This is a genomic window from Variovorax sp. DAIF25 (assembly GCF_050711835.1).
Lineage (GTDB): Bacteria > Pseudomonadota > Gammaproteobacteria > Burkholderiales > Burkholderiaceae_C > Variovorax.
The window spans coordinates 126,230-150,093 of the sequence record NZ_CP136636.1; the positions used below are offsets into that span (position 1 = coordinate 126,230).

General features: G+C 70.9%; 23 protein-coding genes. 10 read left to right on the top strand and 13 right to left on the bottom strand.

The window, feature by feature from the left end:
- Positions 1-64 precede the first annotated feature (64 nt).
- Positions 65-523, top strand: a complete 459-nt coding sequence (locus R0232_RS00610) for an Rrf2 family transcriptional regulator (protein ID WP_431510931.1) — start codon at positions 65-67, stop codon at positions 521-523.
- Positions 516-1,460, top strand: coding sequence for an NAD(P)/FAD-dependent oxidoreductase (locus R0232_RS00615; RefSeq protein ID WP_431510932.1), 945 nt, complete (start codon positions 516-518; stop codon positions 1,458-1,460). The genes R0232_RS00610 and R0232_RS00615 overlap by 8 nt, the downstream gene beginning before the upstream one ends.
- Before the next feature lie 24 nt (positions 1,461-1,484).
- On the opposite strand, the gene fahA is transcribed toward R0232_RS00615, so the two are convergent.
- From fahA to R0232_RS00650, 7 genes are read right to left on the bottom strand one after another with little or no spacing between them, the layout of a single operon-like run.
- Positions 1,485-2,819, bottom strand: coding sequence for a fumarylacetoacetase (fahA, locus tag R0232_RS00620; protein WP_431510933.1), 1,335 nt, complete (start codon positions 2,817-2,819; stop codon positions 1,485-1,487).
- A gap of 13 nt (positions 2,820-2,832) precedes the next feature.
- Entirely contained in the window at positions 2,833-3,639 is an 807-nt protein-coding gene (locus R0232_RS00625; protein ID WP_431510934.1) for a cyclase family protein, read from the bottom strand.
- Positions 3,640-3,695: 56 nt separating this feature from the next.
- Positions 3,696-4,481, bottom strand: coding sequence for an ABC transporter permease (locus tag R0232_RS00630; RefSeq protein WP_431510935.1), 786 nt, complete (start codon positions 4,479-4,481; stop codon positions 3,696-3,698).
- A complete protein-coding gene (locus R0232_RS00635) occupies positions 4,478-5,248 on the bottom strand; it encodes an ABC transporter permease (RefSeq protein WP_057592343.1) in 771 nt (256 codons plus the stop codon). The genes R0232_RS00630 and R0232_RS00635 overlap by 4 nt, the downstream gene beginning before the upstream one ends.
- Complete coding sequence (locus tag R0232_RS00640) at positions 5,241-6,098, bottom strand: ABC transporter ATP-binding protein (RefSeq protein ID WP_431510936.1); 858 nt, start codon at positions 6,096-6,098, stop codon at positions 5,241-5,243. The genes R0232_RS00635 and R0232_RS00640 overlap by 8 nt, the downstream gene beginning before the upstream one ends.
- Positions 6,095-7,039 carry an ABC transporter substrate-binding protein gene (locus tag R0232_RS00645; RefSeq protein ID WP_208507563.1) on the bottom strand — a complete coding sequence of 315 codons (945 nt, stop codon included), beginning with the start codon at positions 7,037-7,039 and terminating at the stop codon, positions 6,095-6,097. Before R0232_RS00645 ends, R0232_RS00640 begins: the two co-directional genes overlap by 4 nt.
- Positions 7,036-7,788: a TetR family transcriptional regulator gene (locus tag R0232_RS00650; protein WP_422099545.1), complete on the bottom strand. Its 753-nt coding sequence runs from the start codon at positions 7,786-7,788 to the stop codon at positions 7,036-7,038. The genes R0232_RS00645 and R0232_RS00650 overlap by 4 nt, the downstream gene beginning before the upstream one ends.
- A gap of 100 nt (positions 7,789-7,888) precedes the next feature.
- On the opposite strand from R0232_RS00650, the gene R0232_RS00655 reads away from it, so the two are divergent.
- Positions 7,889-9,883: an acetoacetate--CoA ligase gene (locus tag R0232_RS00655; protein ID WP_431510937.1), complete on the top strand. Its 1,995-nt coding sequence runs from the start codon at positions 7,889-7,891 to the stop codon at positions 9,881-9,883.
- A 7-nt stretch (positions 9,884-9,890) separates the two neighbouring features.
- Positions 9,891-10,352 carry a YbaY family lipoprotein gene (locus R0232_RS00660; protein WP_431510938.1) on the top strand — a complete coding sequence of 154 codons (462 nt, stop codon included), beginning with the start codon at positions 9,891-9,893 and terminating at the stop codon, positions 10,350-10,352.
- Between the two features lie 3 nt (positions 10,353-10,355).
- On the opposite strand, the gene R0232_RS00665 is transcribed toward R0232_RS00660, so the two are convergent.
- The 4 genes from R0232_RS00665 to R0232_RS00680 all read right to left on the bottom strand — a co-directional run bounded on the left by R0232_RS00665 (position 10,356) and on the right by R0232_RS00680 (position 15,121).
- Positions 10,356-12,323 (bottom strand): adenylate/guanylate cyclase domain-containing protein, encoded by a 1,968-nt coding sequence (locus R0232_RS00665; protein ID WP_431510939.1) that lies wholly within the window; start codon positions 12,321-12,323, stop codon positions 10,356-10,358.
- A 180-nt stretch (positions 12,324-12,503) separates the two neighbouring features.
- Positions 12,504-13,214 carry a 2OG-Fe(II) oxygenase gene (locus tag R0232_RS00670; protein ID WP_431510940.1) on the bottom strand — a complete coding sequence of 237 codons (711 nt, stop codon included), beginning with the start codon at positions 13,212-13,214 and terminating at the stop codon, positions 12,504-12,506.
- Between the two features lie 66 nt (positions 13,215-13,280).
- Complete coding sequence (locus tag R0232_RS00675; RefSeq protein WP_431510941.1) at positions 13,281-14,213, bottom strand: AraC family transcriptional regulator; 933 nt, start codon at positions 14,211-14,213, stop codon at positions 13,281-13,283.
- Positions 14,214-14,218: 5 nt separating this feature from the next.
- On the bottom strand, positions 14,219-15,121 hold the full coding sequence (locus R0232_RS00680; RefSeq protein ID WP_431510942.1) for a LysR substrate-binding domain-containing protein: 903 nt from the start codon (positions 15,119-15,121) through the stop codon (positions 14,219-14,221).
- 176 nt (positions 15,122-15,297) lie between these two features.
- Here R0232_RS00680 and R0232_RS00685 point away from each other — a divergent pair, with 176 nt between their 5' ends.
- From R0232_RS00685 to R0232_RS00695, 3 genes are all read left to right on the top strand, one after another.
- Positions 15,298-16,497, top strand: a complete 1,200-nt coding sequence (locus R0232_RS00685) for an acyl-CoA dehydrogenase (RefSeq protein WP_057592354.1) — start codon at positions 15,298-15,300, stop codon at positions 16,495-16,497.
- Between the two features lie 138 nt (positions 16,498-16,635).
- Positions 16,636-17,868 carry a CaiB/BaiF CoA transferase family protein gene (locus tag R0232_RS00690; RefSeq protein ID WP_431510943.1) on the top strand — a complete coding sequence of 411 codons (1,233 nt, stop codon included), beginning with the start codon at positions 16,636-16,638 and terminating at the stop codon, positions 17,866-17,868.
- 13 nt (positions 17,869-17,881) lie between these two features.
- On the top strand, positions 17,882-18,322 hold the full coding sequence (locus R0232_RS00695) for a VOC family protein (RefSeq protein WP_431510944.1): 441 nt from the start codon (positions 17,882-17,884) through the stop codon (positions 18,320-18,322).
- On the opposite strand, the gene R0232_RS00700 is transcribed toward R0232_RS00695, so the two are convergent.
- Together R0232_RS00700 and R0232_RS00705 are read right to left on the bottom strand one after the other, a co-directional pair.
- Positions 18,319-18,774, bottom strand: a complete 456-nt coding sequence (locus R0232_RS00700) for a CopD family protein (RefSeq protein ID WP_093343774.1) — start codon at positions 18,772-18,774, stop codon at positions 18,319-18,321. The two genes, R0232_RS00695 and R0232_RS00700, sit on opposite strands and share 4 nt — an antisense overlap.
- 56 nt (positions 18,775-18,830) lie before the next feature.
- Complete coding sequence (locus R0232_RS00705) at positions 18,831-19,799, bottom strand: LysR family transcriptional regulator (protein WP_431510945.1); 969 nt, start codon at positions 19,797-19,799, stop codon at positions 18,831-18,833.
- Positions 19,800-19,938: 139 nt separating this feature from the next.
- Between R0232_RS00705 and R0232_RS00710 the strand changes: the two genes are divergently transcribed.
- The 3 genes from R0232_RS00710 to R0232_RS00720 are packed head-to-tail and all read left to right on the top strand — an operon-like array spanning position 19,939 to position 23,850.
- Positions 19,939-21,276: a DUF3100 domain-containing protein gene (locus tag R0232_RS00710; protein WP_431510946.1), complete on the top strand. Its 1,338-nt coding sequence runs from the start codon at positions 19,939-19,941 to the stop codon at positions 21,274-21,276.
- A 20-nt stretch (positions 21,277-21,296) separates the two neighbouring features.
- Entirely contained in the window at positions 21,297-22,466 is a 1,170-nt protein-coding gene (locus R0232_RS00715; RefSeq protein WP_203203598.1) for a M20 aminoacylase family protein, read from the top strand.
- 4 nt (positions 22,467-22,470) lie between these two features.
- Entirely contained in the window at positions 22,471-23,850 is a 1,380-nt protein-coding gene (locus R0232_RS00720) for an L-serine ammonia-lyase (RefSeq protein WP_431512955.1), read from the top strand.
- The last annotated feature ends 14 nt before the right edge of the window (positions 23,851-23,864 follow it).

Consider the following 23,864-nt stretch of genomic DNA (forward strand, 5'->3'; position numbering starts at 1 on the left):
TCCCGCGAAGGGGCATTGGCCCGGCTCCGTCGCGCTTTTCATTTCAAGCAACTCATAATGTTGCATGAAACGAGGCAGCAAGCTTTCCGCCATCCTGCACGTGCTGTTGCACATGGCCGAGATGGACGAACCCGCGACCTCCGAGTCGCTCGCGCAGGCGATGCACACCAATCCGGTGGTGGTGCGCCGCCTCATGGCCGGGCTGCGGCAGGCCGGCTTCGTGAGCTCGGCCAAGGGCCATGGCGGTGGCTGGGTGCTGTCGTGCCCGCTGTCGAAGGTGACGCTGGCCGACATCCACGCGGCCGTGGGCGCGCCCGCGCTGCTGGCCTTCGGCAACCGCACCGAGAGCCCGGGCTGCATCGTCGAGCAGGCGGTCAACACCGCCCTCGACGGCGCCTGCCGCGAGGCCGAGGCGCTGCTGCTCGCGCGCCTGGGCCGCATCACGCTGGCCGATCTCTCGAAGGATTTCCACCGCCGTATGCACGAAGGCGGCTTCACTGCCAAGGACATTGCCCATGCCTGATTCCACGAGTTCTCCCATCCCCTACGACGCATTGATCGTCGGCGGCAGCTTCGCGGGCCTCTCGGCCGCGATGCAGCTCGCGCGCGCACGCCGGCGCATCTGCGTGGTCGACGCGGGCCAGCCGCGCAATCGCTTCGCCGAGGCCTCGCACGGCTTCTTCGGCCACGACGGCGCGGCGCCGTTGGCACTGCGCGACCAGGCGCGTGCGCAGCTGCTGGCCTATCCCTCGGTCGATTTCGTCGCGGACGCGGCAGAGACGGCGCGCGTGCTGCCGGCCGAAGAGGGCGACACCCGCTTCGCCGTCACGCTGGCTTCGGGCCAGACCCTGGTGACGCGCCGGCTGCTGCTGGCCACGGGCGTGCACGACCTGCTGCCCGAGGGCATCGAGGGCCTCTCGCCGCGCTGGGGTTTCAGCGTGCTGCACTGCCCCTACTGCCATGGCTACGAGTTCATCGACCGCCGCCTCGGCGTGCTCGGCAGCGGCGAGCTGTCGGTGCACCAGGCGATGCTGGTGGCCGACTGGGGCCCGCTGACGCTGTTCACGCACGGCATGCCGCCGCTCGATGCCAAGACGCGCGCGCAGCTCGATGCGCGCGGCATCGCGATCGACACGGGCCGCGTGGTCGCGCTCGAGGGCCCCGCGAACGCGCTCGCGGCGGTGCGCTTCGACGACGGGCGCCGCCTGCCGATCGACGCGCTGTTCGTGGCGCCGGCCCAGCGCCAGGGCAGCACGCTGGCCGCGCAACTCGGTTGCGCCTTCGACGAGGGACCGCTGGGCCTCGTGGTGCGCACCGATCCGATGATGAAGACGAGCTCGGTGCCCGGCGTGTTCGCGGCCGGCGATGCGGCGCTCGCGATGCAGAACGCCACGCTGGCCTCGGCCGATGGCGTGCGGGCCGGGGCCTCGCTGCACCGCTCGCTGATCTTCGCCGACTGACGGCGGAAAAAGGGACCGCGACCCTCAGCCGCGCGCCGGCAGCACCGTGCCGCGGCTCTCGCCGAAGCCGATGCGCGCATGGCCGGGCTTCTCGCACCAGCCGCGCAGCAGCACGGCGTCGCCGTCCTCGATGAAGCTGCGCTGCTCGCCGCTGTCGCCCAGCGGCACGGGCGCCTGGCCGCCGCGCGCGAGCTCGATGATGGCGCCGGCCTCGCCCTCGCCGGGGCCCGAGATGGTGCCGCTGCCGAACAGGTCGCCGGGGTTGAGCTGGCAGCCGCCCACCGTGTGGTGCGCCACCATCTGCGCCACGCTCCAGTACTGGTGGCGGAAGCTGGTGGACGACAGGCGCGACGGGCCGCGCTGCTCGGCGCGGGCCTTCTCGCTCTCGAGCCAGACCTCGAGCCGGATGTCGATCGCGCCGCTCTCGCGGTTGGCCGCGTCCTCGAGATAGGCCAGCGGCTGCGGATCGGTGGCCGCGCGCGTCCAGGGCTGGCGGTAGGGCGCGAGCGCTTCCATGGTCACGATCCACGGCGAGATCGTGGTCGCGAAGTTCTTCGCGAGGAAGGGACCGAGCGGCGCCATCTCCCAGAACTGGATGTCGCGCGCCGACCAGTCGTTGAGCAGGCAGATGCCGAAGATGTGTTGCTCCGCGTGCTCGAGCGCAATGGCCTCGCCGTGCGCGTTGCCGGTGCCGATCCAGACGCCGAGCTCGAGCTCGTAATCGAGCCGCGCGCAGGCCTGGTAGGTGGGCGCCTTCGCGCCCGGCGCCATCGCCTGGCCCATGGGGCGGCGGAACTGCTGGCCGCTCACGCCGATGGTCGACACGCGCCCGTGGTAGGCGATCGGGATCCAGCGGAAGTTCGAGGTCACGTCGCCGCCGGGGTTCAAGAGGCGCGTGATGTTGAGCGCATGGTCGATCGAGGTGTAGAAGTCGGTGTAGTCGCCGATGCGCGCGGGGATCGCGTACTCGGCCTCGGCCTGCGGCACCAGGCAGGCGCGCACGGCCTGCACCGCCGCGACCGGCGCATCGTTCTTCAGCAGCGCGAACAGCGCATGGCGCAGCGCCCGCCAGGCGGCCGGGCCGAGCGCGAAGAAGTCGTTGAGCGCGGGCTGCGCGGCCGCCGTGGCCGCCTCGAGCGCGAGGCCGTCGAGTTGTCGCGCATGCACCAGCGCGGCCAGGTCGAGCACCTGGTCGCCGATCGCGACGCCGCCGCGAAAGGCCTCGCTGCCGCCGGCACGGCGGAACACCGCATGCGGCAGGTTCTGGATCGGGAAGTCGCTGCCGATCGTGGCCGTGGGGTTGGCCGATTCGACCCAGCTGCGGGCGTGGACGTCGTGCGTGTGATTGAGCGCGTGCATGAAAGAGGATTCCTTAGACCGAAGCCATCAATGCGTCGTCGAAGATCGCGACCGCGCGCGTCCAGCCGGCCGAGGCGCCGCGGATCTTGTGCGGAAAGCAGCTGATGAAGAAGCCCGTGGGCGGCAGCGCCTCGAGGTTGTGCAGCTTCTCGATGTGGCAGTAGCCGATGTCGCGGCCGGCCTTGTGGCCTTCCCAGATCAGCGAGGCGTCGTGCGTCTCGCCGTACTTCTTCGCCGTGTGGACGAAGGGCGCGTCCCAGCTCCAGGCATCGGTGCCCGTGAGGCGCACGCCGCGCTCGAGCAGGTACATCGTCGCCTCGTAGCCCATGCCGGCGCCGGCCGAGACGTAGTCGGGGTTGCCGTAGCGCGAGCCGGCGCGCGTGTTGATCACCACGATCTCCAGCGGCTTGAGCGTGTGGCCGATGCGCTTGAGCTCGGCCTCGACGTCGGCCGCGCGCACCACGTAGCCGTCGGCGAAGTGGCGGAAATCGAGCTTCACGCCGGGCTGGAAGCACCAGTCGAGCGGCACGTCGTGGATCGCGATCGCGGGCTTCTTCTCGCCGAGCGCCTTGTCCATGGTCGAGTGGAAGTGGTAGGGCGCGTCGAGGTGCGTGCCGTTGTGGGTCGACAGATGCACCATCTCCACCGCCCAGCCTTCGCCGTCGGGCAGGTCTTCCTTCTTGAGGCCGGGGAAGAAGGGTTCGATCTGCTCGTAGGTGTTGTCGTGCGTGAAGTACTGGATCTTCGGCGCGAAGGCCGGTGGGTCGGAGAGCACGTCGTTCTCCAGGAAGATCGAGAGGTCGACCAGTTTGCGTGGCATGGGTGGGCTCCTTGTGGGGTGTTCGTTCGAGCGGAGGGAAAAGAGAAAAGGGGGAATCAGGGTCGCTGCCAGCGCAGCAGGCGCCGTTCGGCCTGGGCCAGCAGCGCATTGCTCGCGAAGCCGATGAGCCCGAGCAGCACGATGCCGGCGAACAGCTCGCTGGCGCGGAAGGCGCGCGCGGCCAGCAGGATGGCCTGGCCCAGGCCGCTTTGCGAGGCGATCATCTCGCCCACCACCGCGACGATCAGCGCGATGGTCAGCGCGAGCCGCATGCCGGCCAGGATGTCGGGCATCGCATTGGGCAGGCCCATCTTCCAGACATAGGCCGCGCGCGACATCTGCAGGCAGCGCGCCACCTCGGCCAGGCGCGGCTCCACGGCCGCGAAGCCGTGCACCGTGGCCAGCAGCACCGGCCACATCGCGCCGAAGGCGACCACGAACAGCACCATGCCGGGGTTGAGCCCGAAGATCGAGATCGCCAGCGGCAGCAGCGCCGAGGCCGGCAGCGGGCGCACGAACTCCAGCGTGGGCTGGACCCAGGCACGCACCGCGGGCGAGACGCCGATGGCCGCGCCCAGCAACACGCCGGCCAGCGAGGCGAGCAGCCAGCCCTGCACCATGCGGCCCACCGTCGCACCGGTGAAGGCGAGCAGTTCGCCGCCGCCTTCGCCCGACAGGTTCAGTCCTTCGCGCAGGCTCGCGAAGGTGGCTTGCGGCGTCGGCAGGAACACGCGGCTGACCCAGCCCGCGTTGCTCGCGATCCACCACAGCGCGACCAGCGCCAGCAGCACGCCCAGCGCGCCGAGCCGTTCCAGGCCCTGGCGTTCGTCGTGGCCGTTCATGGCGCGGCTCCCATGCGGCGCGAGACGCCGCGCTGCAGCCACAGCATGGCCGCGTTGATCGCGAAGCCCACCACGCCGATCCAGCCCAGCCAGGCCAGCATCAGCGCGGGGTCGAAGCTCTGCTGCGCGATCATCATCGCGTAGCCCATGCCGTTGGGATTGGCCGCGATCTCCACCGTCACGGCCACCACCAGCGCCACCGCCACGCCGAGCCGCAGCGCGACGAACAGGCGCGGCACGATGGCCGGCAGCACGATCTTGAAGGCCCGCTCGCGCGCCGACAGGCCCAGCACGCGGCTGACCTCGAGCAGTCGCGGCTCGACCTGCTGCACCGCCGCCTGCACCAGCACCAGCAGCGGCCAGAAGGTGGCGAAGGCGACGATCGCGAGCTCCATGCGCACGCCGAAGCCGAAGCCCAGCATCGCGAGCGGGATCAGCGCGACCGAGGGCACGGGGCGCAGCACCTCGATGGTGACCGAGCCGAGCCGGGCCGCGCGGCGCGACAGCCCGAGCACCAGCCCCAGCGCGATGCCGAGCACCGCGCCCAGCAACAGGCCCAGCGCGGCGGTGCCGAGCGTGAAGCCGGTGGCCTGCCACAGCGAGCCGTCGAGCGCGGCGCCGGCGAAGGCCCTGGCCGCGGCGCTCGGCGGCGCCAGCGCATCGCTGCCCAGCGCCGCCGCGCGGCGCGCGTACCACTCGAAGGCACCGATCAGCAGCGCCGGAAACACCCAGGGCCGCAGCCCGCGCACGAGCCGGTTCTCAGTCATGGCCGTGCTCGATGAAGGCGAACAGCTCGCGCCGCAGCCGCAGGTAGTCGGGATGCTCCTTGGTCGTGAGCTGGTCGCGCGGGCGCGGGATCTTCACGTCGATCATGCGCGCGAGGCTGGGCCGCCCGGGACCGGGGTTGGCCTGCAGCGCGATCACGCGGTCGCCGAGGTAGATCGCCTCCTCGAGGTCATGCGTGACGAACAGCACCGTGAGGCCGTCCTCGCGCACCAGCCGCGCGAGCTCGTCCTGCAGGCTCTGGCGCGTCAGCGCGTCGAGCGCGCCGAAGGGCTCGTCCATCATCATCAGCTCGGGCTTCTGCGCGAGGCAGCGCGCGATCTGCGCGCGCTGCTGCATGCCGCCCGAGAGCTGCACCGGGAACTTGTGAGCATGCTTCGCGAGCCCGACCTTGGCGAGCACGTCGGCGATGCGCGGCGCGCGCTCGGCCGCGGGCACGCCGCCGGCCTCGAGCGCGAGGCTCACGTTGCCCTCGACCGTGCGCCAGGGCAGCAGCGCGCGGCCGTAGTCCTGGAACACGAAAGCCACTTCGCGCGAGGGCTCGAGCATCTTCACGCCGTTGCGCCGCACCTCGCCCGCGCTGGCCGCGACCAGCCCGCTGGCCGCGCGCAGCAGCGTGGTCTTGCCGCAGCCGCTCGGGCCGACGATGCAGACGAACTCGCCGCGCGCCACGTCGAAGGAGGTGGGCGAGAGGATCTCGCGGCCACCGAGGCGGATGGTCACGCCGTCGAAGCGCAGGAAGGGCGCGGCGTGCCGCGCGGGGCCGTTGCCCGGCAGCGCGGCGCCCGACGACAGCGCGCTGCGCGCCAGGTTGGGAAGGGGCGTCGCGATCATGGCGCCAACAGCTTCGCCACGTCGATGTCCGAGCGCAGCATGCCCTGGTCCTTCATCAGCCCGCTCCAGTAGGCGAGCTGCTTCTCGCTCACCACCGGGCCCGGCGGCGAGACCTGGATCTTCGCGAGCACGTCGGCCGGCAGCCGGGTGTACTTGCCGATCGAGGCGCGCACCTTCGCATCGTTCCTCGGCTGCTGCATGAAGGCCGCGGCCTCGACCAGCGCCTCGCGGAAGGCACGTGCCGCGCCCGGGTTCTTCGCCACCCATTCGCGCTTGGCCGCGTGCACGATGGTCTGGTTGTTGTCGGGCAGGAAGGTCGAGTAGTACGAGGCCACGTAGCCCGCGCCGCTCTCGGTGATGCGGGTCATGAACGGATCGGTCGACACGACGGCATCGACCGAGCCGCCGCGCAGCAGGTCGGCATGCTGCGGGAAGGCGGCCTCGACGAAATTGACCTTGCGGTGGTCGACGCCGCTGTCCTTGAGCCAGGCGCGGAAGGTCACGTGCAGGAAAGCGCCCAGGCCCGGCACGCCGATCTTCTTGCCCACGCAGTCCTGCGCGCTCTTGATGCCGCTGCCCGCGCGCGCCACCAGGCCCGTGCTCGTGAGGGTCTTCGAGGTGAGGCCGCCGCCGGCCACCAGCACCAGGTCGAGGCCGCCGTCGACCGCCTGCAGGAACACCGAGGGCGTGGGGCCGCCGATCTGCAGCGAGTCGGACTGCAGCGCCGCGGGAATGGTGGAGTTGAGCGGGATGAACTTGAGCTCGACCTCGAGGTTGCGCTTCTTGAAGAAGCCCTCGTCGGCCGCCACGAACACCGAGCCGAAATCGGTCACGGCCGTGTAGCCGAACACGATCTTCGGCTGGGGCTGGGCGCGCGCGGGCAGTGCAGCGGCCGTCGATGCCGCGGCCAGGGCCGACAGCAGGGTGCGTCTCTTCATCATGGTTTTTCTCTCCTGAGGGGTGCTTTCTTCTGGGGTGACTTGGCGCTCTTCGGCCGTGGCAGCGCATGGCGCAGGCCGCCGACGATGAAGTTCACGAGCATCGGCGCCATGGCCGGATCGCCGGGCGTGTTCTCGCCGCGCGACAGGCGCGCGATGCGGCTGCTGTTCAGGTGGTTCATGAGCGCGCCGAGCGCGAATTGGTAGCCCCAGGCGACCTCGCCGCGCGTGGCATGCGGCAGCACGACATGCAGCGCATCGATGAAGGCCTCGGCCAGCGGATCGAAGTAGGCGCGCAGCACGCGGTCGGCCTCTTCGGTGGTGTTGGCGAGTTCGCGCGCCACCAGCAGCGCGTAGTACTCGCCCTCGGAGCTCGCGCGCAGCGCCAGCACCGGCGCGATGAAGGCCTCGATGATGCGCGGCAGCGTGCGCGCGTCGTCGGGGTCGAGGTTCACCGCCGCCAGCCCCGCGAGCCGCGCCTCGATCGAGTGGGCCCAGTGCTCGAAGATGGCATGGAACAGCTCGTGCTTCTGGCCGTGGTAGTAGCCCACCAGCGCCAGCGGCACGCCGGCCTCCTCGGCGATCTGGCGGATCGTCACCGCGTGGTAGCCGTGCTGCGCGAACAGCTTCTCGGCCGCCAGCAGGATCGCCTGCTTGCGATCGGGCCGCGCCGTCTCGATGGCGACAGCGGCGGCGGACGATGCGCTCGGTCGCGCGGTGCGGCGCTTGGCGGTGGGGGTGCGGGTGCTCATGGGGGCGTATTGAACGCTTGTACAAAAATGTTGAACACACGTACAAACCCTGAGGTCAACCCCCATTGAGCGCACTCCGTCACGGCGCTACGCTCGGTCCATGCCCGCTCCCAACATTCCCCAGATCCGCCTCTATCAAGACTGGCTGCGCGAGACGCGCGGCCTCGCCTTCGACAACTACGACGCCTTGTGGCGCTGGTCCGTCACCGAGCTCGATGCCTTCTGGCAGAGCATCTGGGACTACGCCCGCATCGAGTCGCCCACGCCGCACACGGCCGTGCTCGCCGAGTCGCGCATGCCGGGCGCGCGCTGGTTCCCCGGCGCCCAGGTCAACTATGCCCGCGAGGTGTTGCGCCATGTCGACGCGGCCCACGCGGCCGGCATGCCCGCGATCGTCAGCGACAACGAGCGCGGCGAGGTGCGCGAGCTGTCGTGGCCCGAGATGCGGCGCCAGGTCGCGTCGGTCGCGCTCACGCTGAAGTCGCTCGGCGTGAAGCGCGGCGACCGCGTCGCGGCCTACATGCCCAACGTGCCCGAGACCATGGTGGCCTTCCTGGCCTGCTCGAGCATCGGTGCGATCTGGAGCGTGTGCGCGCCCGACATGGGCACGGCCGCCGTGGCCGACCGCTTCCGCCAGATCGAGCCCACCCTGCTGATCGCGGTCGACGGCGTGCACTACGGCGGCAAGCCGCTCGACCGCAGCGCCGTGCTGCAGGAACTGCGCGACCAGCTGCCGAGCGTGCGCCGGCTGCTGCTCGTGCCTTCGCCCCACGCCGCGGGCCAGGTGGCGCACGACGTCGACTGGGCCCGGGCCACCGCGCGCGACGACGCCGAAGTCGCGGCCTTCGAACCCGAATCGCTGCCCTTCGACCATCCGATCTGGATCGTCTACTCGAGCGGCACCACCGGCCTGCCCAAGCCCATCGTGCACGGCCAGGGCGGCATCATCCTCACCATGCATGCCTGCGGCCTGCACAACGACGTGGGCGCGAGCTACGGCGCCAACAACTTCGGCGAGCGCTACCACTGGTACAGCTCCACCGGCTGGGTCATGTGGAACTCGCAGCTCTCGGGCATGGCCTTCGGCGCCACCATCTGCATCTACGACGGCAACCCGGCCGGCAGCAAGGAGAAGCCCGACTGGGGCGTGCTGTGGCGCTTCGTCGCGCGGCACGAGGTCACCTTCTTCGGCGCGGGCGCGGCCTACTTCAGCAACTGCATGAAGGCCGGGCTGGTCGCGAAGGACTGCGGCGACCTCTCGCGCGTGCGCGCGCTCGGCAGCACCGGTTCGCCGCTGCCCGAGGAGGTGCAGCGCTGGGGCACGCAGCAGCTGCTCGACGCGGGCTCGAAGGACGTGTGGTGGTGCAACATCTCGGGCGGCACCGATTTCTGCGGCGCCTTCGTCGGCGGCCACCGCGAGCTGCCCGAGGTGCCGGGCCAGATGCAGTGCCGCGAGCTCGGCCATGCGGTCGAGGCCTGGAACGAGCAGGGCCAGCCGGTGATCGGCGAGGTCGGCGAGCTGGTCTGCACCCAGCCCATCCCGTCGATGCCGCTCTACTTCTGGGGCGACGAGGGCAATGCGCGCTACGTCTCGAGCTACTTCGACACCTACCCCGGCGTCTGGCGCCACGGCGACTGGATCCGGATCGGCAACGACGGCGGCTGCATCATCTACGGCCGCAGCGATGCCACCATCAACCGCCAGGGCCTGCGCATGGGCACCAGCGAGATCTACAGCGCGGTCGAGGGACTGCCCGAGGTGCTCGACTCGATGGTGGTCGACCTCGAGTACCTGGGCCGCGAGAGCTACATGCCGTTGTTCGTGGTGCTGCGCCCCGGCGTCGCGCTCGACGATGCGGTGCGCGCGCGGCTCAACCATGCGATCAAGACCTCGCTGTCGCCGCGCTTCGTGCCCAACGACATCTTCCAGGTGGCCGAGATCCCGCGCACGCTCTCGGGCAAGAAGCAGGAGCTGCCGATCAAGAAGCTGCTGCTGGGCCAGCCGATCGAGAAGGTGGTGAACCGCGAGGCGATGGCCAACCCCGGCAGCCTCGACTGGTACGTGGCCTTCGCGGCGCAGCGCGCGTCCGTATGATGGCGCGATGCTTTCCAGACGCAACGTATTCCTTCTCGCGATCGCCACCGGTGTGGCCGGCGCCGCGCTCCTGAGTGCCTGCGCGGCCTCCTCCCCGTCGGCGCCCGCCGCCTCGGCTGCGCCGCTCGTCGTGAGCGGCACCGTGAGCTACCGCGAGCGCATCGCGCTCGATCCCGCCGCCGAGGTGCGCGTGCAGCTGCTCGACGTCTCGCGCATGGACGCGCCCTCGGTCGTGCTGGCCGAGCAGCGCATCCGCGCCGATGGCCGCCAGCCGCCGTTCGCCTACACGCTGCAGGTCGACGCGGCGCGCATCGATCCGCGCATGCGCTACGCCGTGGCGGCGCGCATCGTGCGCGGCGAGCAGCTGCTGTTCATCAACGACATGCAGTACAGCGTGCTCACGCAGGGCCAGGGCACGCGCGCGGACCTGGTGCTGGTGCGCGTCACGCCCGCGCCGCCGCCGCGCTGAGCTTCAGGCCAGCAGTTCGTAGAGCACCATCTTCGTCTGCCGGCCGCGCAGCTCCACCTGCTCCTCGACGCGGCGCGTCGCCAGCCGGCCCTTGATCCCGGCATGGGTCACTTCCGACACCAGCAGCTGCGTGCCGAGCTGCTTGTTGATGCCCTCGATGCGGCTCGCCACGTTGATCACGTCGCCGAAGGCCGTGTACGACAGCCGGTCGTTCGAGCCCAGCACGCCCGCGATCACCATGCCGGTGTGGATGCCCACGCGGGTGCGGAACTCGGGCAGCGCCTGGCTGTGCCACTGGCGGTTGAGCGCGCGCATCTCGGCCTGCAGCTCGAGCGCCGCGAGGCAGGCCTTGTACTCGGCATCGGGCAGGTCGGCGGGCGCGCCCCACAGCACCATGATCCCGTCGCCGATGAACTTGTCGATCACGCCGCCATGGCGCGCGAACACGCGCGCCGCGAGGTTGAAGTAGTCCGTGAGCTGGCCCACCAGCACGGCCGGCGGCATCGACTCGGAGATGCTCGTGAAGCCCTCCACGTCCGTGAACATCACCGTCACGCGGCGCGGCGAGCCGTTGGGCGCGAGCGCATGGCCCTGCGCGATGAGCTGGTTGATCACGTCCACCGGCACGAACTTGCTGAAGGCCTTGAGGCTGCGCGCCGACTCGTCGAGCGCCTGGTCCAGGTGCTGGATCTCGAGCACCCGGCTCGGCTCGCGCGGCAGGCTGTCGAGCTCGAGCATGCCGATGCGGCGCGCGATGCGCGACAGGTTCTCGACCGGCGCCGTCACCAGCTTCGACAGCCGCAGCGAGATTGCGAGCGCCACCGCGAGGAAGCCCAGCACCAGCAGCATCGACCACAGCACCGCGCGGCGCAGGTCGCCGAGCAGCGCGTCCTCGGGCACCCAGCTCACCAGTTCCCAACCGGTGATCTCGATGCGCGAGGTCTGCGCCAGGTAGCGTCGCCCTTCGTGGCGGAACGAGAACGCGGTATCGGCCGCGTGGCCCGCGGTGCCGTCGTCCACCATGTGCTGGTGCAGTTCGCCGAGCACGCCCGTGGGTGCCTCGAGCTGGTGGCGCACGCCCGGCATGTCGCTGCGCGCGAGCACGCGGTGGTCGGCCGACAGCAGCGCGCTGCCGCCGAAGCCGCTGCTGCTGAACTGGCGCACGAAGTCCGAGAGCCGGCCCAGCGACACGTCGCCGGCCACCACCAGCGCCTGCGGATTGCCGTCGGCATAGCGGCGCCGGCTCGGCAGCGCGTAGGTCACGCCGAGTTCCTGCGCGGCCGCGAAGACGTAGGGCTGCGTCCACACCGGTCCCTTGGCCGCGCGGGCCCCGATATACCAGCTGCGCGTGCGCGGGTCGTAGTCGCTCTGGAAGGCCTCGAGGCGGATCGTCTGGTAGCGCTGCTGCGGCTCGGCATCGACCTCGAGCGGGCGCTTGTACTGCCAGGTCTCGGTGGTGGTGCCGCGCTCGGGTGCGATGTGGCGGATCGCCGGCGCGGGATAGCGCAGCGCCATCAGCATCTGGCCCTCGTCGTTCGCGACGTAGAGGCTGTCGAGCTCGGGCGACTGCTGCAGCATGGTCCAGAGCATCTCGGCCGTCCATTCGCCCTGTTCGCCCGCGGGCCGCAGGCTCGGCGTGCCGGCGACCGCGCCGACCACCGACTCGGCCTTCGAGAGGAAGGCGTTCACCTTGTCCTCGGTGCGGTCGTGGTTCGACTTGTGGGCCGACACCCCGATGCGCGAGACCAGACGCTGCGAACCCCAGTAGCCGAGCGAGACCAGCAGCAGCGACTGCGTGAGCGCGACCACGCTCACGATGGTGCCCACGTCGACCCGGAAGTGACGGGTGCGGCGCCGCGAAGGCGCCGGGTTCGAGGCGAAGCCGAAGGCCCATGGCCGTGTGACAGACGCGGCCACTTCGGAAGACGGCCGCGCGGCCGGGTCCGGCGCGCCGGACGGATATCTGTTCATACTGCTCCCTGTCTGCCCAAGCGCATCCGCGGCCGGAGGGCCACGGATCGGCAGCCGGCGGTCTCGCTGTCCGATCAGTGCGTCGGAAATGCTGGCGAGTGCCGGATGCGGGGCGGATTCTCGCTCCACTGCCTCGAAGTGGGCGAAAGCTGTGCCGGGACAGTCGGAGATTCGGCGTGCCTACTGCGCGTCGTGAAAGATCAGGCCCAGCGTCTGGCGCCGGCCCGAGCGCACGCGGCTCACGCCATGGCGCATCGTCACGCGGTAGCTGCCGCGCGTGCCCGCCACGGGCCGCTGGTTGACCGCGAAGATCACGGCCTCGCCCTGCGCGAGCGGCACCACCTCGGCGCGCGACTGCATGCGCGGGCGCTGCTCGGTCAGCACGAACTCGCCGCCCGTGAAGTCCTCGCCGGGCCGGCTCAGGAGCACCGTGAGCTGCAGCGGGAACTGCAGTTCGCCGTACAGGTCCTGGTGCAGGCAGTTGTAGTCGCTCTCGTCGTAACGCAGCAGCAGCGGCGTCGGCCGCTGCTGGCCGGCCGCGTGGCAGCGCGCGAGGTAGTCCGCGTGCGCGGCGGGATAGTCCGCCGGCAGCCCCATCGCCCCGGCCCAGGCGTTGGCCAGCGGCGCGAGCCGTTCGTAGAGCGCGGCGCGCCATGCCGCGACTGGCTCGGGCAGCGGATAGGCGAGGTACTGGTACTCGCCCTGGCCGAAGCCATGGCGCTGCATCACCACGCGGCTGCGGAAATGTTGTGGTTCGTCGTACATCGCGGCCAGCGCCGCGCACTGGCGCGGACCGAGCAGGCGGCCGGTGGTGGCGCAGCCGCGCGCGGCGAGGTCGGCTTCGATGCGGGGCCAGTCGAGCGCATCGATCACGGAAGCGGGAGAAGGCATGGGGCGAGTGTGGCGCGGCCGGCGGGCGCGGGCTCGCCGTTTTCGGACGCGGCTTTCAGGCCGCGCTCAGAGCGGCGCGATCGGAATGCAGATGTCGCACTCGAAGGCATGCGTGTTGTCGTCGTAGGCGTAGCTCGCCGCGTAGTGCTCGAAGGCCGGCCGGTTGTCGAACTGGAAGCCGCTGCCCGGCAGCCAGTCGCGCAAGAGGCGGGTCCAGGCCGTGTTGATCTCGGCCGGCAGGCCGTGGAAGCGAAGCGCCGCATAGCGCCCGCCCGGCAGCACGGTCTTCTGGAAGCCGGCGTCGGGCACGAAGTCTTCGGGCACCTCCACGCAGGCGTCGTAGCGCGACTGCTCGGGCGGCGTGATGCTCGGGTCGTCGTGGCTGATGCCGTAGCGCGCGCCCGACCACAGCCGGTGCCGGGTGATCCAGGGCGCCACCTGCTCGCCCCAGAACGCGCCCACGGGCGCGCCGAAGGGGCCGACGTAGCGCAGGTAGGCGATGGTGACGGGCGGGCGGATGATCAGTTCGACGTTCATGGAGGGCTCCGGGGAAGCGGCGCCGTCGGGATCGCGGCGCGGACCGGGCCCATTCTTCGTGAAGCCGTGCCGTTCGATCTGATCGGGATTGCTGTTCGCCTCGGGCAGCAGCGACCAGTCGTGGGCCGCGCGCCAGCTGCTGGGCGCGCTGCCGAAGCGGGCGCGGAAGGCGCGCGAGAAGGCCTCGCCCGAGCCGAAGCCGACCGACACCGCGGCCTCGAGCACCGACAGCCGCGGCTGCGTCGCGAGCCGCAGCGCGGCGACCTCGAGCCGGCGCCGGCGCACGTAGTCGCCCAGCGTCTCGCCGGCCCAGGCCGCGAACAGGCGGTGGAAATGGAAGGCCGAGAAATGCGCGACGTCGGCCAGCTCCGCGAGGTCGAGCGGCTGCTCGAGGTGGTCGTCGATGTGCGTCACCACCTTGTGCATGCGCCACTCGTACTCGGACCGGCTGTCGCGCGGCATGGGCTTCAACCCTCGCGGGCCTGCGCGAGCAGCCAGTCGCTGAAGAACTTCAGCAGCGGCCGCTGGTCGGCGCGCTCGGGCGTCACGAGGTAGTAGGCGCGCTCGCCCGCGAGCGGCCGCGGGCAGGCCACCACCAGCTCGCCGCGCGCGAGCTCGTCGGCCACCAGCATGGTCGGCATCAGCGCCACGCCCAGGCCCTGCGAGGCGGCCGCGGCCAGGATCGAGAACAGCTCGTAGCGCGGGCCGCCGCGCGCATTGGGGGCGTCGACCTGCTGCGCATCGAACCACTGGCGCCAGCCGTCGGGCCGCGTGCTCTGCTGCAGCAGCGGCATGTGCGCGATGGCCGTGGGCGAGACCGGCTTGCCGCGCGGCAGCAGCGCGGGGCTGCAGACCGGCACCACGTCCTCCTGCATCAGCGGCAGCGCGTGCGTGCCGGCCCAGTTCTGCACCTGCGCCACCGTGCCCGCGTAGAGCGCGGCGTCGAACTCCGCGTCGGCGAACAGGAAGGGCCGGGTGCGCGTCTCGATATGCACCACCACGTCGGGCTGCAGCGCCGCGAAGCCCTTGAGCCGCGGCATCAGCCAGCGCGTGGCGAAGGTGGGCACGGCCGCCAGCGACAGCGAGCCGCCCTCGCCCTGGTGCGCCATCGCGTCGAGCGTGTCGCGCTCCATCGCCTCGAGCCGCTTGGCGGTCTGCCGCGCATAGGCCGCGCCGCTCGCGGTCAGCGCCACGCCATGGCGCGTGCGGCGGAACAGCACCACGCCGAGGAAGGCCTCGAGGGTGCCGATCTGGCGCGACACCGCGCTCTGGGTGAGCGCGAGTTCCTGCGCGGCGCGCGTGTAGCTCTCGTGGCGCGCGGCCGCGTCGAAGCACACGAGGGTCTGCAGGGGCGGGATCTTGCGGCGCATGTATGCCGCGAGTGTATGACTGGCGCAGGGCTTTCATCAATGAAAGCACGGCTTCGGCAGTACCCAAGACATTCTGGATCCGCATATCTGGGTGAGGATTCATCGTTTGCGCCGCGCCCCCTGCCTCGCTAGGATCGCCCGATCCCCCTCTTTTCCCCTTTTCCGGAGACAGCCGCATGGCCGCCAAAGCTTCCTTCCACTGGGACGACCCCTTCCTGCTCGACCAGCAGCTCACCGACGACGAGCGCATGATCCGCGACGCGGCCAATGCCTACTGCCAGGAGCGCCTGGCACCGCGCGTGCTCGAGGGCTTCCGCACCGGCGAGACCGACCCGGCGATCTTCCGCGAAATGGGTTCGCTGGGCCTGCTGGGCCCGACGATCCCCGAGCAGTACGGCGGTCCCGGCCTCAACTACGTGGCCTACGGCCTGATCGCGCGCGAGGTCGAGCGCGTCGATTCGGGCTACCGCTCGATGGCCAGCGTGCAGAGCTCGCTGGTGATGGTGCCGATCTTCGAATTCGGCACCGAAGGCCAGAAGCAGAAGTTCCTGCCCAAGCTCGCCACCGGCGAATGGATCGGCTGCTTCGGCCTGACCGAGCCCGACCACGGCTCCGACCCCGGCAGCATGGCCACGCGCGCCAAGAAGGTGCCGGGCGGCTACGCGCTCACCGGCAGCAAGATGTGGATCAGCAACTCGCCGATCGCCGACGTGTTCGTGGTCTGGGCCAAGGAAGTCAGCGAGAGCGGCGCCGTCGGCCCGATCCGCGGCTTCGTGCTCGAGAAGGGCATGAAGGGCCTGAGCGCCCCGGCGATCCACGGCAAGGTCGGCCTGCGCGCCAGCATCACCGGCGAGATCGTGATGGACAACGTGTTCTGCCCCGAGGAGAACGCCTTCCCCGAGGTGCAGGGCCTCAAGGGTCCGTTCACCTGCCTCAACAGCGCCCGCTACGGCATCTCGTGGGGCGCGCTCGGCGCCGCCGAGGACTGCTGGCACCGCGCGCGCCAGTACACGCTGGACCGCAAGCAGTTCGGCCGCCCGCTGGCCGCCAACCAGCTGATCCAGAAGAAGCTGGCCGACATGCAGACCGAGATCTCGCTGGGCCTGCTGGGCAGCCTGCGCCTGGGCCGCATGAAGGACGAAGGCACGGCCGCGGTCGAGATCACCTCGATCATGAAGCGCAACAACTGCGGCAAGGCCCTCGACATCGCCCGCCTGGCGCGCGACATGATGGGCGGCAACGGCATCAGCGACGAGTTCGGCGTGGCGCGCCACCTCGTGAACCTCGAGGTCGTGAACACCTACGAAGGCACGCACGACATCCATGCGCTGATCCTGGGCCGTGCCATCACGGGCATCGCCGCGTTCGCCAACTGAAAACGGACAGCCGAACGCGGAAGGAATACCAAAGAGACGCAGAAGTCGCGGAAAAAACCGAAGACATTTTTCGGGTTTCCTTTCTGCGACCTCTGCGCAACCTTCGCGACTTCTGCGTTCTGCCCCCGCATCCCTGACATGACCCAAGCAGCCCTCGACGGCATCAAGGTTCTCGATCTGTCCCGCGTGCTCGCGGGCCCGTGGTGCACGCAGATCCTCGCGGACCTGGGCGCCGATGTCGTCAAGATCGAGCGTCCCGGCGTCGGCGACGACACCCGCACCTGGGGCCCGCCCTTCGTGAAGGACGCGAACGGCAACGACAGCGACCAGGCCAGCTACTTCACCGCCTGCAACCGCAACAAGCGCTCGGTCACCATCGACATGGCCACGCCCGACGGCCAGGCGCTGCTCAGGCAGATGGCGGCGCAGGCCGACGTGGTGGTGGAGAACTTCAAGACCGGCGGCCTGAAGCAATACGGCCTCGACCAGGAGACGCTGCGCCGCGCCAACCCGCGGCTCATCTACTGCAGCGTCACCGGCTTCGGCAACGACGGCCCCTACGCCGAGCGCGCGGGCTACGACCTGATGATCCAGGCCATGACCGGCATGATGAGCATCACCGGCCGCCCCGACGGCGAGCCCGGCGGCGGCCCGCTGCGCGTGGGCGTCGCGCTCACCGACATCTTCACCGGCGTCTACGCGAGCACCGCGATCCTCGCCGCGCTGCAGGTGCGGCACCGCACCGGCGAAGGCCAGCACATCGACATGGCGCTGCTCGACGTGGGCATGGCGATCCTCGCCAACCAGGCCAGCGCCTTCCTCAACACCGGCAAGGCGCCGGCGCGGCAGGGCAACACCCATCCGAGCCTCGCGCCCTACCAGGACTTCCCGACGCTGGACGGCGCGATGCTGCTGGCGATCGGCAACAACGGCCAGTTCGCGCGCTTCTGCGAGGCCGCGGGCCAGCCCGGCTGGGCCAGCGACGCGCGCTTCGCGAGCAACACGCTGCGCGTGAAGCACCGCGGCGTGCTGATCCCGATGATGGAAGAGCTCACGCGCACGCGCACCACGGCCGACTGGGTCGCGCTGCTCGAGGACAAGGCCGTGCCCTGCGGTCCGATCAACGACATCGCGCAGGCCTTCGACGATGCGCAGGTCAAGGCGCGCGGCCTGGCGGTCACGCTGCCGCGCGACGCGGGCGACGGCATCGCGGCCATCACCGGCGTGGCGAGCCCGCTGCGCCTGTCGGCCACGCCGCCGGTGCTGCGCCGCGCGCCGCCCGCGCTGGGCCAGCACACGCGCGAGGTGCTCGCCGAACTGGGCATCGACGCGGCGCGCTTCGAGGCATTGCGCGCCTCGGGCGTGGTCTGACACACTGGCGGGCATGACCCGCCCGCACGATCCTTCCGATGCCGCGCCGTTCGCGCTGCGGCGCATCGATCACCTGGTGCTGCGCGTGCGCGATGCCGAGCGCGCCATCGCCTTCTATGTCGGCGTGCTCGGCTGCACGGTCGACAAGCGGCGCGACGACCTCGGCCTGGTGCACCTGCGCGCGGGCGCGAGCCTGATCGACCTCGTCACGCACGACGGCAAGCTGGGCCGCGCGGGTGGCGCGCTGGCCGGCCGCGAGGGCCGCAACCTCGACCACCTGTGCCTGCGCATCGAGCCCTTCGACGAGGCCGCGATCCGCGAGCGCATGGCGCGCCATGGCGTCGAGGTCGACGGCGAGGTGCAGAACAACTACGGGGCCGAGGGCACGGGGCCCTCGATCTACCTGCGCGATCCCGACGGCAACGGCGTCGAGCTCAAGGGCCCGGCCGCCTAGCCGCGCCCGAGCACCGCCACCGCGAACACCGCCACGCCCAGCACCAGGTTCAGGCTCACGAGCTTGCGCACCAGGTCGAGCCGGCCCGCGGCCACCGGCCAGGCGCCGTCGTCGACCGCGCGCCGCATCGCGCGGAACACCGAGGCGCGGATGTAGACGTAGATCGCGGCCATCACGATCGCGAGGCCCATCATCGCCTCGACGCGCCAGTGCACGCCGCGGAAGCCGCCCGTGGCCAGGATCATCGCCACGCCCGTCACGAACAGCAGCGTGACCGAGGCATCGACCCCGACGAAGAAGCGCCGCAAGGTCGCGGCCATCATGCGCAGGCGCAGCGGCGGCTCGAGCGTGGCGACGGCGGCCGGGCGCACCGCGAAGTGCATGAGGGCCATGCCGCCGACCCAGAAGGCGGCGCACAGCAGGTGGACGAAGAGCGGGAGCAGGTAGGACATGGGGGGCGATCAGACCACCGATGCCCGCCGCGCGCAACGATCTCCCCGCGCCTTCCTCAAGCGGCGGCCGCGCGCGTGCGTGGTGCCGGCCTGCGGGCCTTGGGCGGCTCGGTGTCGGCGTAGTGCTTCATGTCGCGCACCACGCAGCGCAGCAGCTCGGCCGCGGCCGGCGACAGCAGGCGCCCGTGGCGCGACACGATGTGCGAGCGGCCCTGCGACAGCAGCGGGTTCTTCATCGGCAGCTCGATCAGCTCGGGATGGTCGGCATTCGGCGTCAGCGAGATCCGCGTGCCCAGCGTGTAGCCGAGCCCGGCCGAGACGAAATGGCCGAGCGCGCTGAACGAGGTGGTGGTCAGCAGCGAGGGCAGCCGCACGCCCTCGCTGATCTCGGCCGCCTCGATGTGCTGGCGCACGCCGAAGTTGCGGTGCAGGGTGGCGCCCGGGTAGGGCAGCAGGTCGGCGAGCTTGAGCGGGCGGCCCAGCTGCGCGAGCGGGTGCGAGCGCAGCACCAGCGCCTGGATCGGCTGCGGATGCGACTGGTGCGAGGTCAGCCGCTCGTCGCGCGGCGGCTGGAACAGCATGCCGATGTGGGCGCGCTCCTCGACCACGCGGCGCACGATCTCGTCGGTGCTGGCCACGTCGAGGTCGACGGTGATCCCCGGATGCGTGGTCATGAACTCGCGCAGGCTGTGGCGCATCAGCCAGTCCACATAGCCCTCGCCGACCACGATGTCGATGTGGCCGCGCTCGATCTTGCGGATGCTGTCCATCTGCGCCATCAGGTGCTGCTTCTGGCTGTTCTGGCGGCGCACGTAGCCGGCCAGCATCTCGCCCGCGTCGGTGGGCACCACGCCGCGACCATGCCGCTCGAGCAGCGGCACGCCGCACTCCTGCTCGAGGATGCCGATCGCGCGGCTGACGGCCGAGGGGTCCATGTCGAGCACGTCGGCCGCGCCGCGCACCGAGCCGCTGTCGAGCACCTGCATGAAGTAGCGCACGCGGCGCGTGTCGAGCCTGTCGTCCATCGCCCGGTCTCCTGAGTGTTGCATTCAATGCATCGAATATCCCGATTTGCGGTCATTGATGCAATAGGCCTACATGGAGAAACTCGCCGCCATCCGCCAGCAAAGGCTTCACCCACGGCTCCAGACCGACGCCCCACCCATGACCTCCGCCGCCTCCGTTCCCGTCACGGCCGCGCCCTCCGGCGCTTCCGGAAAACTCAAGCTCGCGGCCGTCACGCTGGCCATCGTGGCCGCGGCCGAGCTGGTCGGCCCGGTGCAGTTCAGCGTCGGCCCGGGCAAGGTGGCGCTGCTGCCGATGCTGTGGGCGCTGCTGATCGCCGCGGTCTGGGGCATCGCGCACCGCCGCGTGCCGGGCGTGGCGCGCGTCGCCACCGCCGAGCAGTCCTTCGCGGGCGGCCTGCTCAACGCGGGCCTGCTGCTGTTCGTGGTGAAGCTGGGCCTCACGGTCGGCGCCGCGCTGCCGCAGGTCAAGCAGGCCGGCTGGGCGCTGCTGTTCCAGGAGTTCGGCCATGCGCTCGGCACCCTGGCGCTGGGCCTGCCGCTGGCACTGCTGCTGGGCATCAAGCGCGAGGCCGTGGGCGCCACCTTCTCGGTGGGGCGCGAGGGCAACCTCGTGATCATCGGCGAGAAGTACGGCATGGCCTCGCCCGAGGGCCGCGGCGTGCTGGCCGAATACATCACCGGCACGGTACTGGGCGCGCTGTTCATCGCGGTGCTGGCGGGCTTCATCGCCAGCCTGCACGTCTTCGATCCGCGCTCGCTGGCCATGGGCGCCGGCGTGGGCTCGGGCAGCCTGATGGCGGCCGCGCTGGGCGCCATCGCCGCGCAGCAGCCGGCCGAGATGCTGCCGCAGCTCACGGCCATCGCCGCCGCCTCGAACCTGCTGACCACCGTCGCGGGCTTCTACTTCACGCTGTTCCTCTCGCTGCCGCTGTGCTCGTGGCTCTACGGCAAGCTCGAGCCGGTGCTGGGCCGCTTCTCGAAGCGCGGCGCGCCCGATGCGGGCACCGGCGCCATGTCGCAGGTCAGCGTGGCGCACGGCGGCGCGCTGCCGCTGCGCGACACGCTGATCGCCTGGGCCGTGGTGGGCGGCGGCGTGCTGATCGGCAATTCGCTGACCTACAAGGTGCCGCCGCTGGTCTCGCTCGAGGGCATGCTGGCCGTGGTGGCGATCGCGCTGGCGGTCGAGGGTCTCAAGCGCCTGGTGCCGCGGCTGCCGATGGTGCTGGTGCTGTCGGTGGTGGCCACGGTGGTGGGCATCCCGGGCCTGCTGCCGTTCTCCGACGCGCTGATCGCGCTCACCGCCAAGCTCAACTTCCTGGCCTTCACCACGCCGGTGCTGGCGCTGGCCGGCTTCTCGGTCGCGAAGGACCTGCCGGTGTTCCGCCAGCTCGGCTGGCGCATCGTGGTGGTGTCGCTGACCGCCACGGCCGGTACCTTCCTCGGCGCTACCCTGATCGCCGAATTCTTCCACTGACCCCCCGAGAGAACCCCACCATGTACCGCGACCCCGAAATCGCCGAAGACACCCGCGCGCGCATGCAGGCCTGGCGCCGCGACATCCACGCCAATCCCGAGACCGCGTTCGAGGAGCACCGCACCGCCAACGTGGTCGCCAACGCGCTGATGCTGATGGGCCTGCCGGTGCACCGCGGCCTGGCCGGCACCGGCGTGGTCGGCACGCTTTCGAATGGCGAGGGCCCCAGCATCGCGCTGCGCGCCGACCTCGACGCGCTCAACATGCAGGAGCTGGGCACGCAGGCCCATGCCTCGAAGTGCGTGGGCAAGATGCACGCCTGCGGCCACGACGGCCACACCGCGATGCTGCTGGGCGCGGCCGAGCACCTGTCGCGCCACAAGCCCTTCAAGGGCACGGTGCACTTCGTGTTCCAGCCGGCCGAGGAGAACGAGGGCGGCGGCCGCGTGATGGTCGAGGAAGGCCTGTTCGACCGGTTTCCCGCCGATGCCGTCTACGGCATGCACAACTTCCCGAGCCTGCCGCGCGGCCGCTTCGCGATCCGCAAGGGCACCATGACCGCCTACCTCGACACCTTCGAGATCGTGGTCACCGGCAAGGGCAGCCATGGCGCCATGCCCGAGACCGGCATCGACTCGGTGGTGGTCGCCGCGCAGCTCATCAATGCGCTGCAGACCATCGTGAGCCGCCGCACCGGCGCCACCGACTCGGCCGTGGTCAGCGTCACGCAGATCCATGGCGGCGACACCTGGAACGTGATCCCCGAGACCGTGGTGCTGCGCGGCACCGTGCGCACGCTCGACGCCGCGATCCAGGACAAGACCCAGGCCGCGATGCAGCAGATCTGCGAGGGCGTGGCCGCCACCCACGGCGCGAAGGTCGCGCTCGACTACCGCCGCGGCTATCCGGGCGTGGTCAACACGCCGGCCGAGACCGATGCGGCGATCGCCGCGGCCGCCAGCCTGGTCGAGCGCGAACAGGTGCTGACCGACATCCCGCCGGCCATGGGCTCGGAGGACTTTGCCTTCATGCTGCAGAAGCGTCCGGGCGCCTACATCGGCATCGGCGCGGGCGAGGGCCCGAACGATCCGAACGTGCACAACCCCTACTACGACTTCAACGACAACATCCTGCCGCTGGGCGCGGCCTACTGGGTGGCACTGGTCAAGCAGCAGCTTCCGGCCGCATGATGCGCTGATGCTGTCCGCCTTCGACATCTTCAAGATCGGCATCGGGCCCTCGAGCTCGCACACCGTGGGCCCGATGCGCGCGGCGCTGTTGTTCGCGCGCTCGCTCGAGCAGCGGGGCCTGCTCGAGCGCGTCGCGCGATTGCGCGTCGACCTGTTCGGCTCGCTCGGCGCCACCGGCCATGGCCATGCGACCGACCAGGGCGTGATCCTCGGCCTGTTCGGCGACGCGCCCGACACGGTGCGGCCCGAGACCGTGCAGCCGCGGCTCGAGGCGCTGCGCCGCGGCGGCACGCTGATGCTGCTGGGCACCACGCCGATCGCCTTCGACCGCGTGCGCGACATCGTGTTTCGCGGCGAGGAGTCGCTGCCCGAGCATCCCAACGCGATGCGCTTCACCGCCTTCGCCACCGACGACGCGGTGCTCGCCGAGGGCCGCTATTTCTCGGTCGGCGGCGGCTTCGTCGTCGAGGGCGGCCAGGCCGTGGCGCAGACTGCGGCGGTGGCGATGCCGCATCCCTTCGCTACCGGCGACGAACTGATGGCGCAATGCGAGGCCAACGGCCTCTCGGTGGCCGCGCTGGTGCTGCGCAACGAATGCGCCTGGCGGCCCGAGGCCGAGGTGCGCGCGGGCCTGCTGCGCATCTGGGGCGTGATGCAGCAGTGCGTGCAGCGCGGCTTCGGCATCGACAACCCGCTGGCCGCCCAAGCGCTGCCCGGCCCGCTGCGCATGCGCCGGCGCGCGGGCGAGCTGCACCGCGAGCTGCTGGCGCAGGCCGGCGCGGCCGATCCGCTCGCGGCCATGGACTGGGTCAATGCCTTCGCGATGGCCGTGAACGAGGAGAACGCGGCCGGCGGCCGCGTGGTGACCGCGCCCACCAACGGCGCGGCCGGCGTGGTGCCGGCCGTGATGCACTACTACCAGCGCTTCGTGCCGAATGCGAGCGACGCGGGCATCGTCGACTTCCTGCTCACGGCCGCGGCGATCGGCATGCTCTACAAGACCAACGCCTCGATCTCGGGCGCCGAGGTCGGCTGCCAGGGCGAGGTCGGCGTGGCCTGCTCGATGGCGGCCGGCGCGCTGGCCGCGGTGCTCGGCGGCACGCCGGCGCAGGTCGAGAACGCGGCCGAGATCGGCATGGAGCACAACCTCGGCCTGACCTGCGACCCGGTCGGCGGCATGGTGCAGATCCCCTGCGTGGAACGCAATGCGATGGGCGCGGTGAAGGCCATCAACGCGGCGCGCATGGCGCTGCGCGGCGACGGCAGCCACTACGTCTCGCTCGATGCCGTGATCCGCACCATGAAGCAGACCGGCGAGGACATGAAGTCGACCTACAAGGAGACCTCGCTCGGCGGGCTCGCGGTCAACGTGGTCGAGTGCTGAGCCCGCCTCACACC

Bases quoted from the DNA above. Each gene is read 5' to 3' on its own strand.
- R0232_RS00635 (WP_057592343.1), bottom strand. From the start codon at position 5,248: ATGACTGAGAACCGGCTCGTGCGCGGGCTGCGGCCCTGGGTGTTTCCG.
- R0232_RS00690 (WP_431510943.1), top strand. From the start codon at position 16,636: ATGACCCAAGCAGCCCTCGACGGCATCAAGGTTCTCGATCTGTCCCGC.
- R0232_RS00700 (WP_093343774.1), bottom strand. From the start codon at position 18,774: ATGTCCTACCTGCTCCCGCTCTTCGTCCACCTGCTGTGCGCCGCCTTC.
- R0232_RS00610 (WP_431510931.1), top strand. From the start codon at position 65: ATGAAACGAGGCAGCAAGCTTTCCGCCATCCTGCACGTGCTGTTGCAC.
- R0232_RS00670 (WP_431510940.1), bottom strand. From the start codon at position 13,214: ATGCCTTCTCCCGCTTCCGTGATCGATGCGCTCGACTGGCCCCGCATC.
- R0232_RS00695 (WP_431510944.1), top strand. From the start codon at position 17,882: ATGACCCGCCCGCACGATCCTTCCGATGCCGCGCCGTTCGCGCTGCGG.
- fahA (WP_431510933.1), bottom strand. From the start codon at position 2,819: ATGCACGCGCTCAATCACACGCACGACGTCCACGCCCGCAGCTGGGTC.
- R0232_RS00630 (WP_431510935.1), bottom strand. From the start codon at position 4,481: ATGAACGGCCACGACGAACGCCAGGGCCTGGAACGGCTCGGCGCGCTG.
- R0232_RS00680 (WP_431510942.1), bottom strand. From the start codon at position 15,121: ATGCGCCGCAAGATCCCGCCCCTGCAGACCCTCGTGTGCTTCGACGCG.
- R0232_RS00705 (WP_431510945.1), bottom strand. From the start codon at position 19,799: ATGGACGACAGGCTCGACACGCGCCGCGTGCGCTACTTCATGCAGGTG.
- R0232_RS00615 (WP_431510932.1), top strand. From the start codon at position 516: ATGCCTGATTCCACGAGTTCTCCCATCCCCTACGACGCATTGATCGTC.
- R0232_RS00685 (WP_057592354.1), top strand. From the start codon at position 15,298: ATGGCCGCCAAAGCTTCCTTCCACTGGGACGACCCCTTCCTGCTCGAC.
- R0232_RS00640 (WP_431510936.1), bottom strand. From the start codon at position 6,098: ATGATCGCGACGCCCCTTCCCAACCTGGCGCGCAGCGCGCTGTCGTCG.
- R0232_RS00650 (WP_422099545.1), bottom strand. From the start codon at position 7,788: ATGAGCACCCGCACCCCCACCGCCAAGCGCCGCACCGCGCGACCGAGC.
- R0232_RS00625 (WP_431510934.1), bottom strand. From the start codon at position 3,639: ATGCCACGCAAACTGGTCGACCTCTCGATCTTCCTGGAGAACGACGTG.
- R0232_RS00675 (WP_431510941.1), bottom strand. From the start codon at position 14,213: ATGCCGCGCGACAGCCGGTCCGAGTACGAGTGGCGCATGCACAAGGTG.
- R0232_RS00660 (WP_431510938.1), top strand. From the start codon at position 9,891: ATGCTTTCCAGACGCAACGTATTCCTTCTCGCGATCGCCACCGGTGTG.
- R0232_RS00665 (WP_431510939.1), bottom strand. From the start codon at position 12,323: ATGAACAGATATCCGTCCGGCGCGCCGGACCCGGCCGCGCGGCCGTCT.
- R0232_RS00715 (WP_203203598.1), top strand. From the start codon at position 21,297: ATGTACCGCGACCCCGAAATCGCCGAAGACACCCGCGCGCGCATGCAG.
- R0232_RS00645 (WP_208507563.1), bottom strand. From the start codon at position 7,039: ATGATGAAGAGACGCACCCTGCTGTCGGCCCTGGCCGCGGCATCGACG.
- R0232_RS00655 (WP_431510937.1), top strand. From the start codon at position 7,889: ATGCCCGCTCCCAACATTCCCCAGATCCGCCTCTATCAAGACTGGCTG.
- R0232_RS00710 (WP_431510946.1), top strand. From the start codon at position 19,939: ATGACCTCCGCCGCCTCCGTTCCCGTCACGGCCGCGCCCTCCGGCGCT.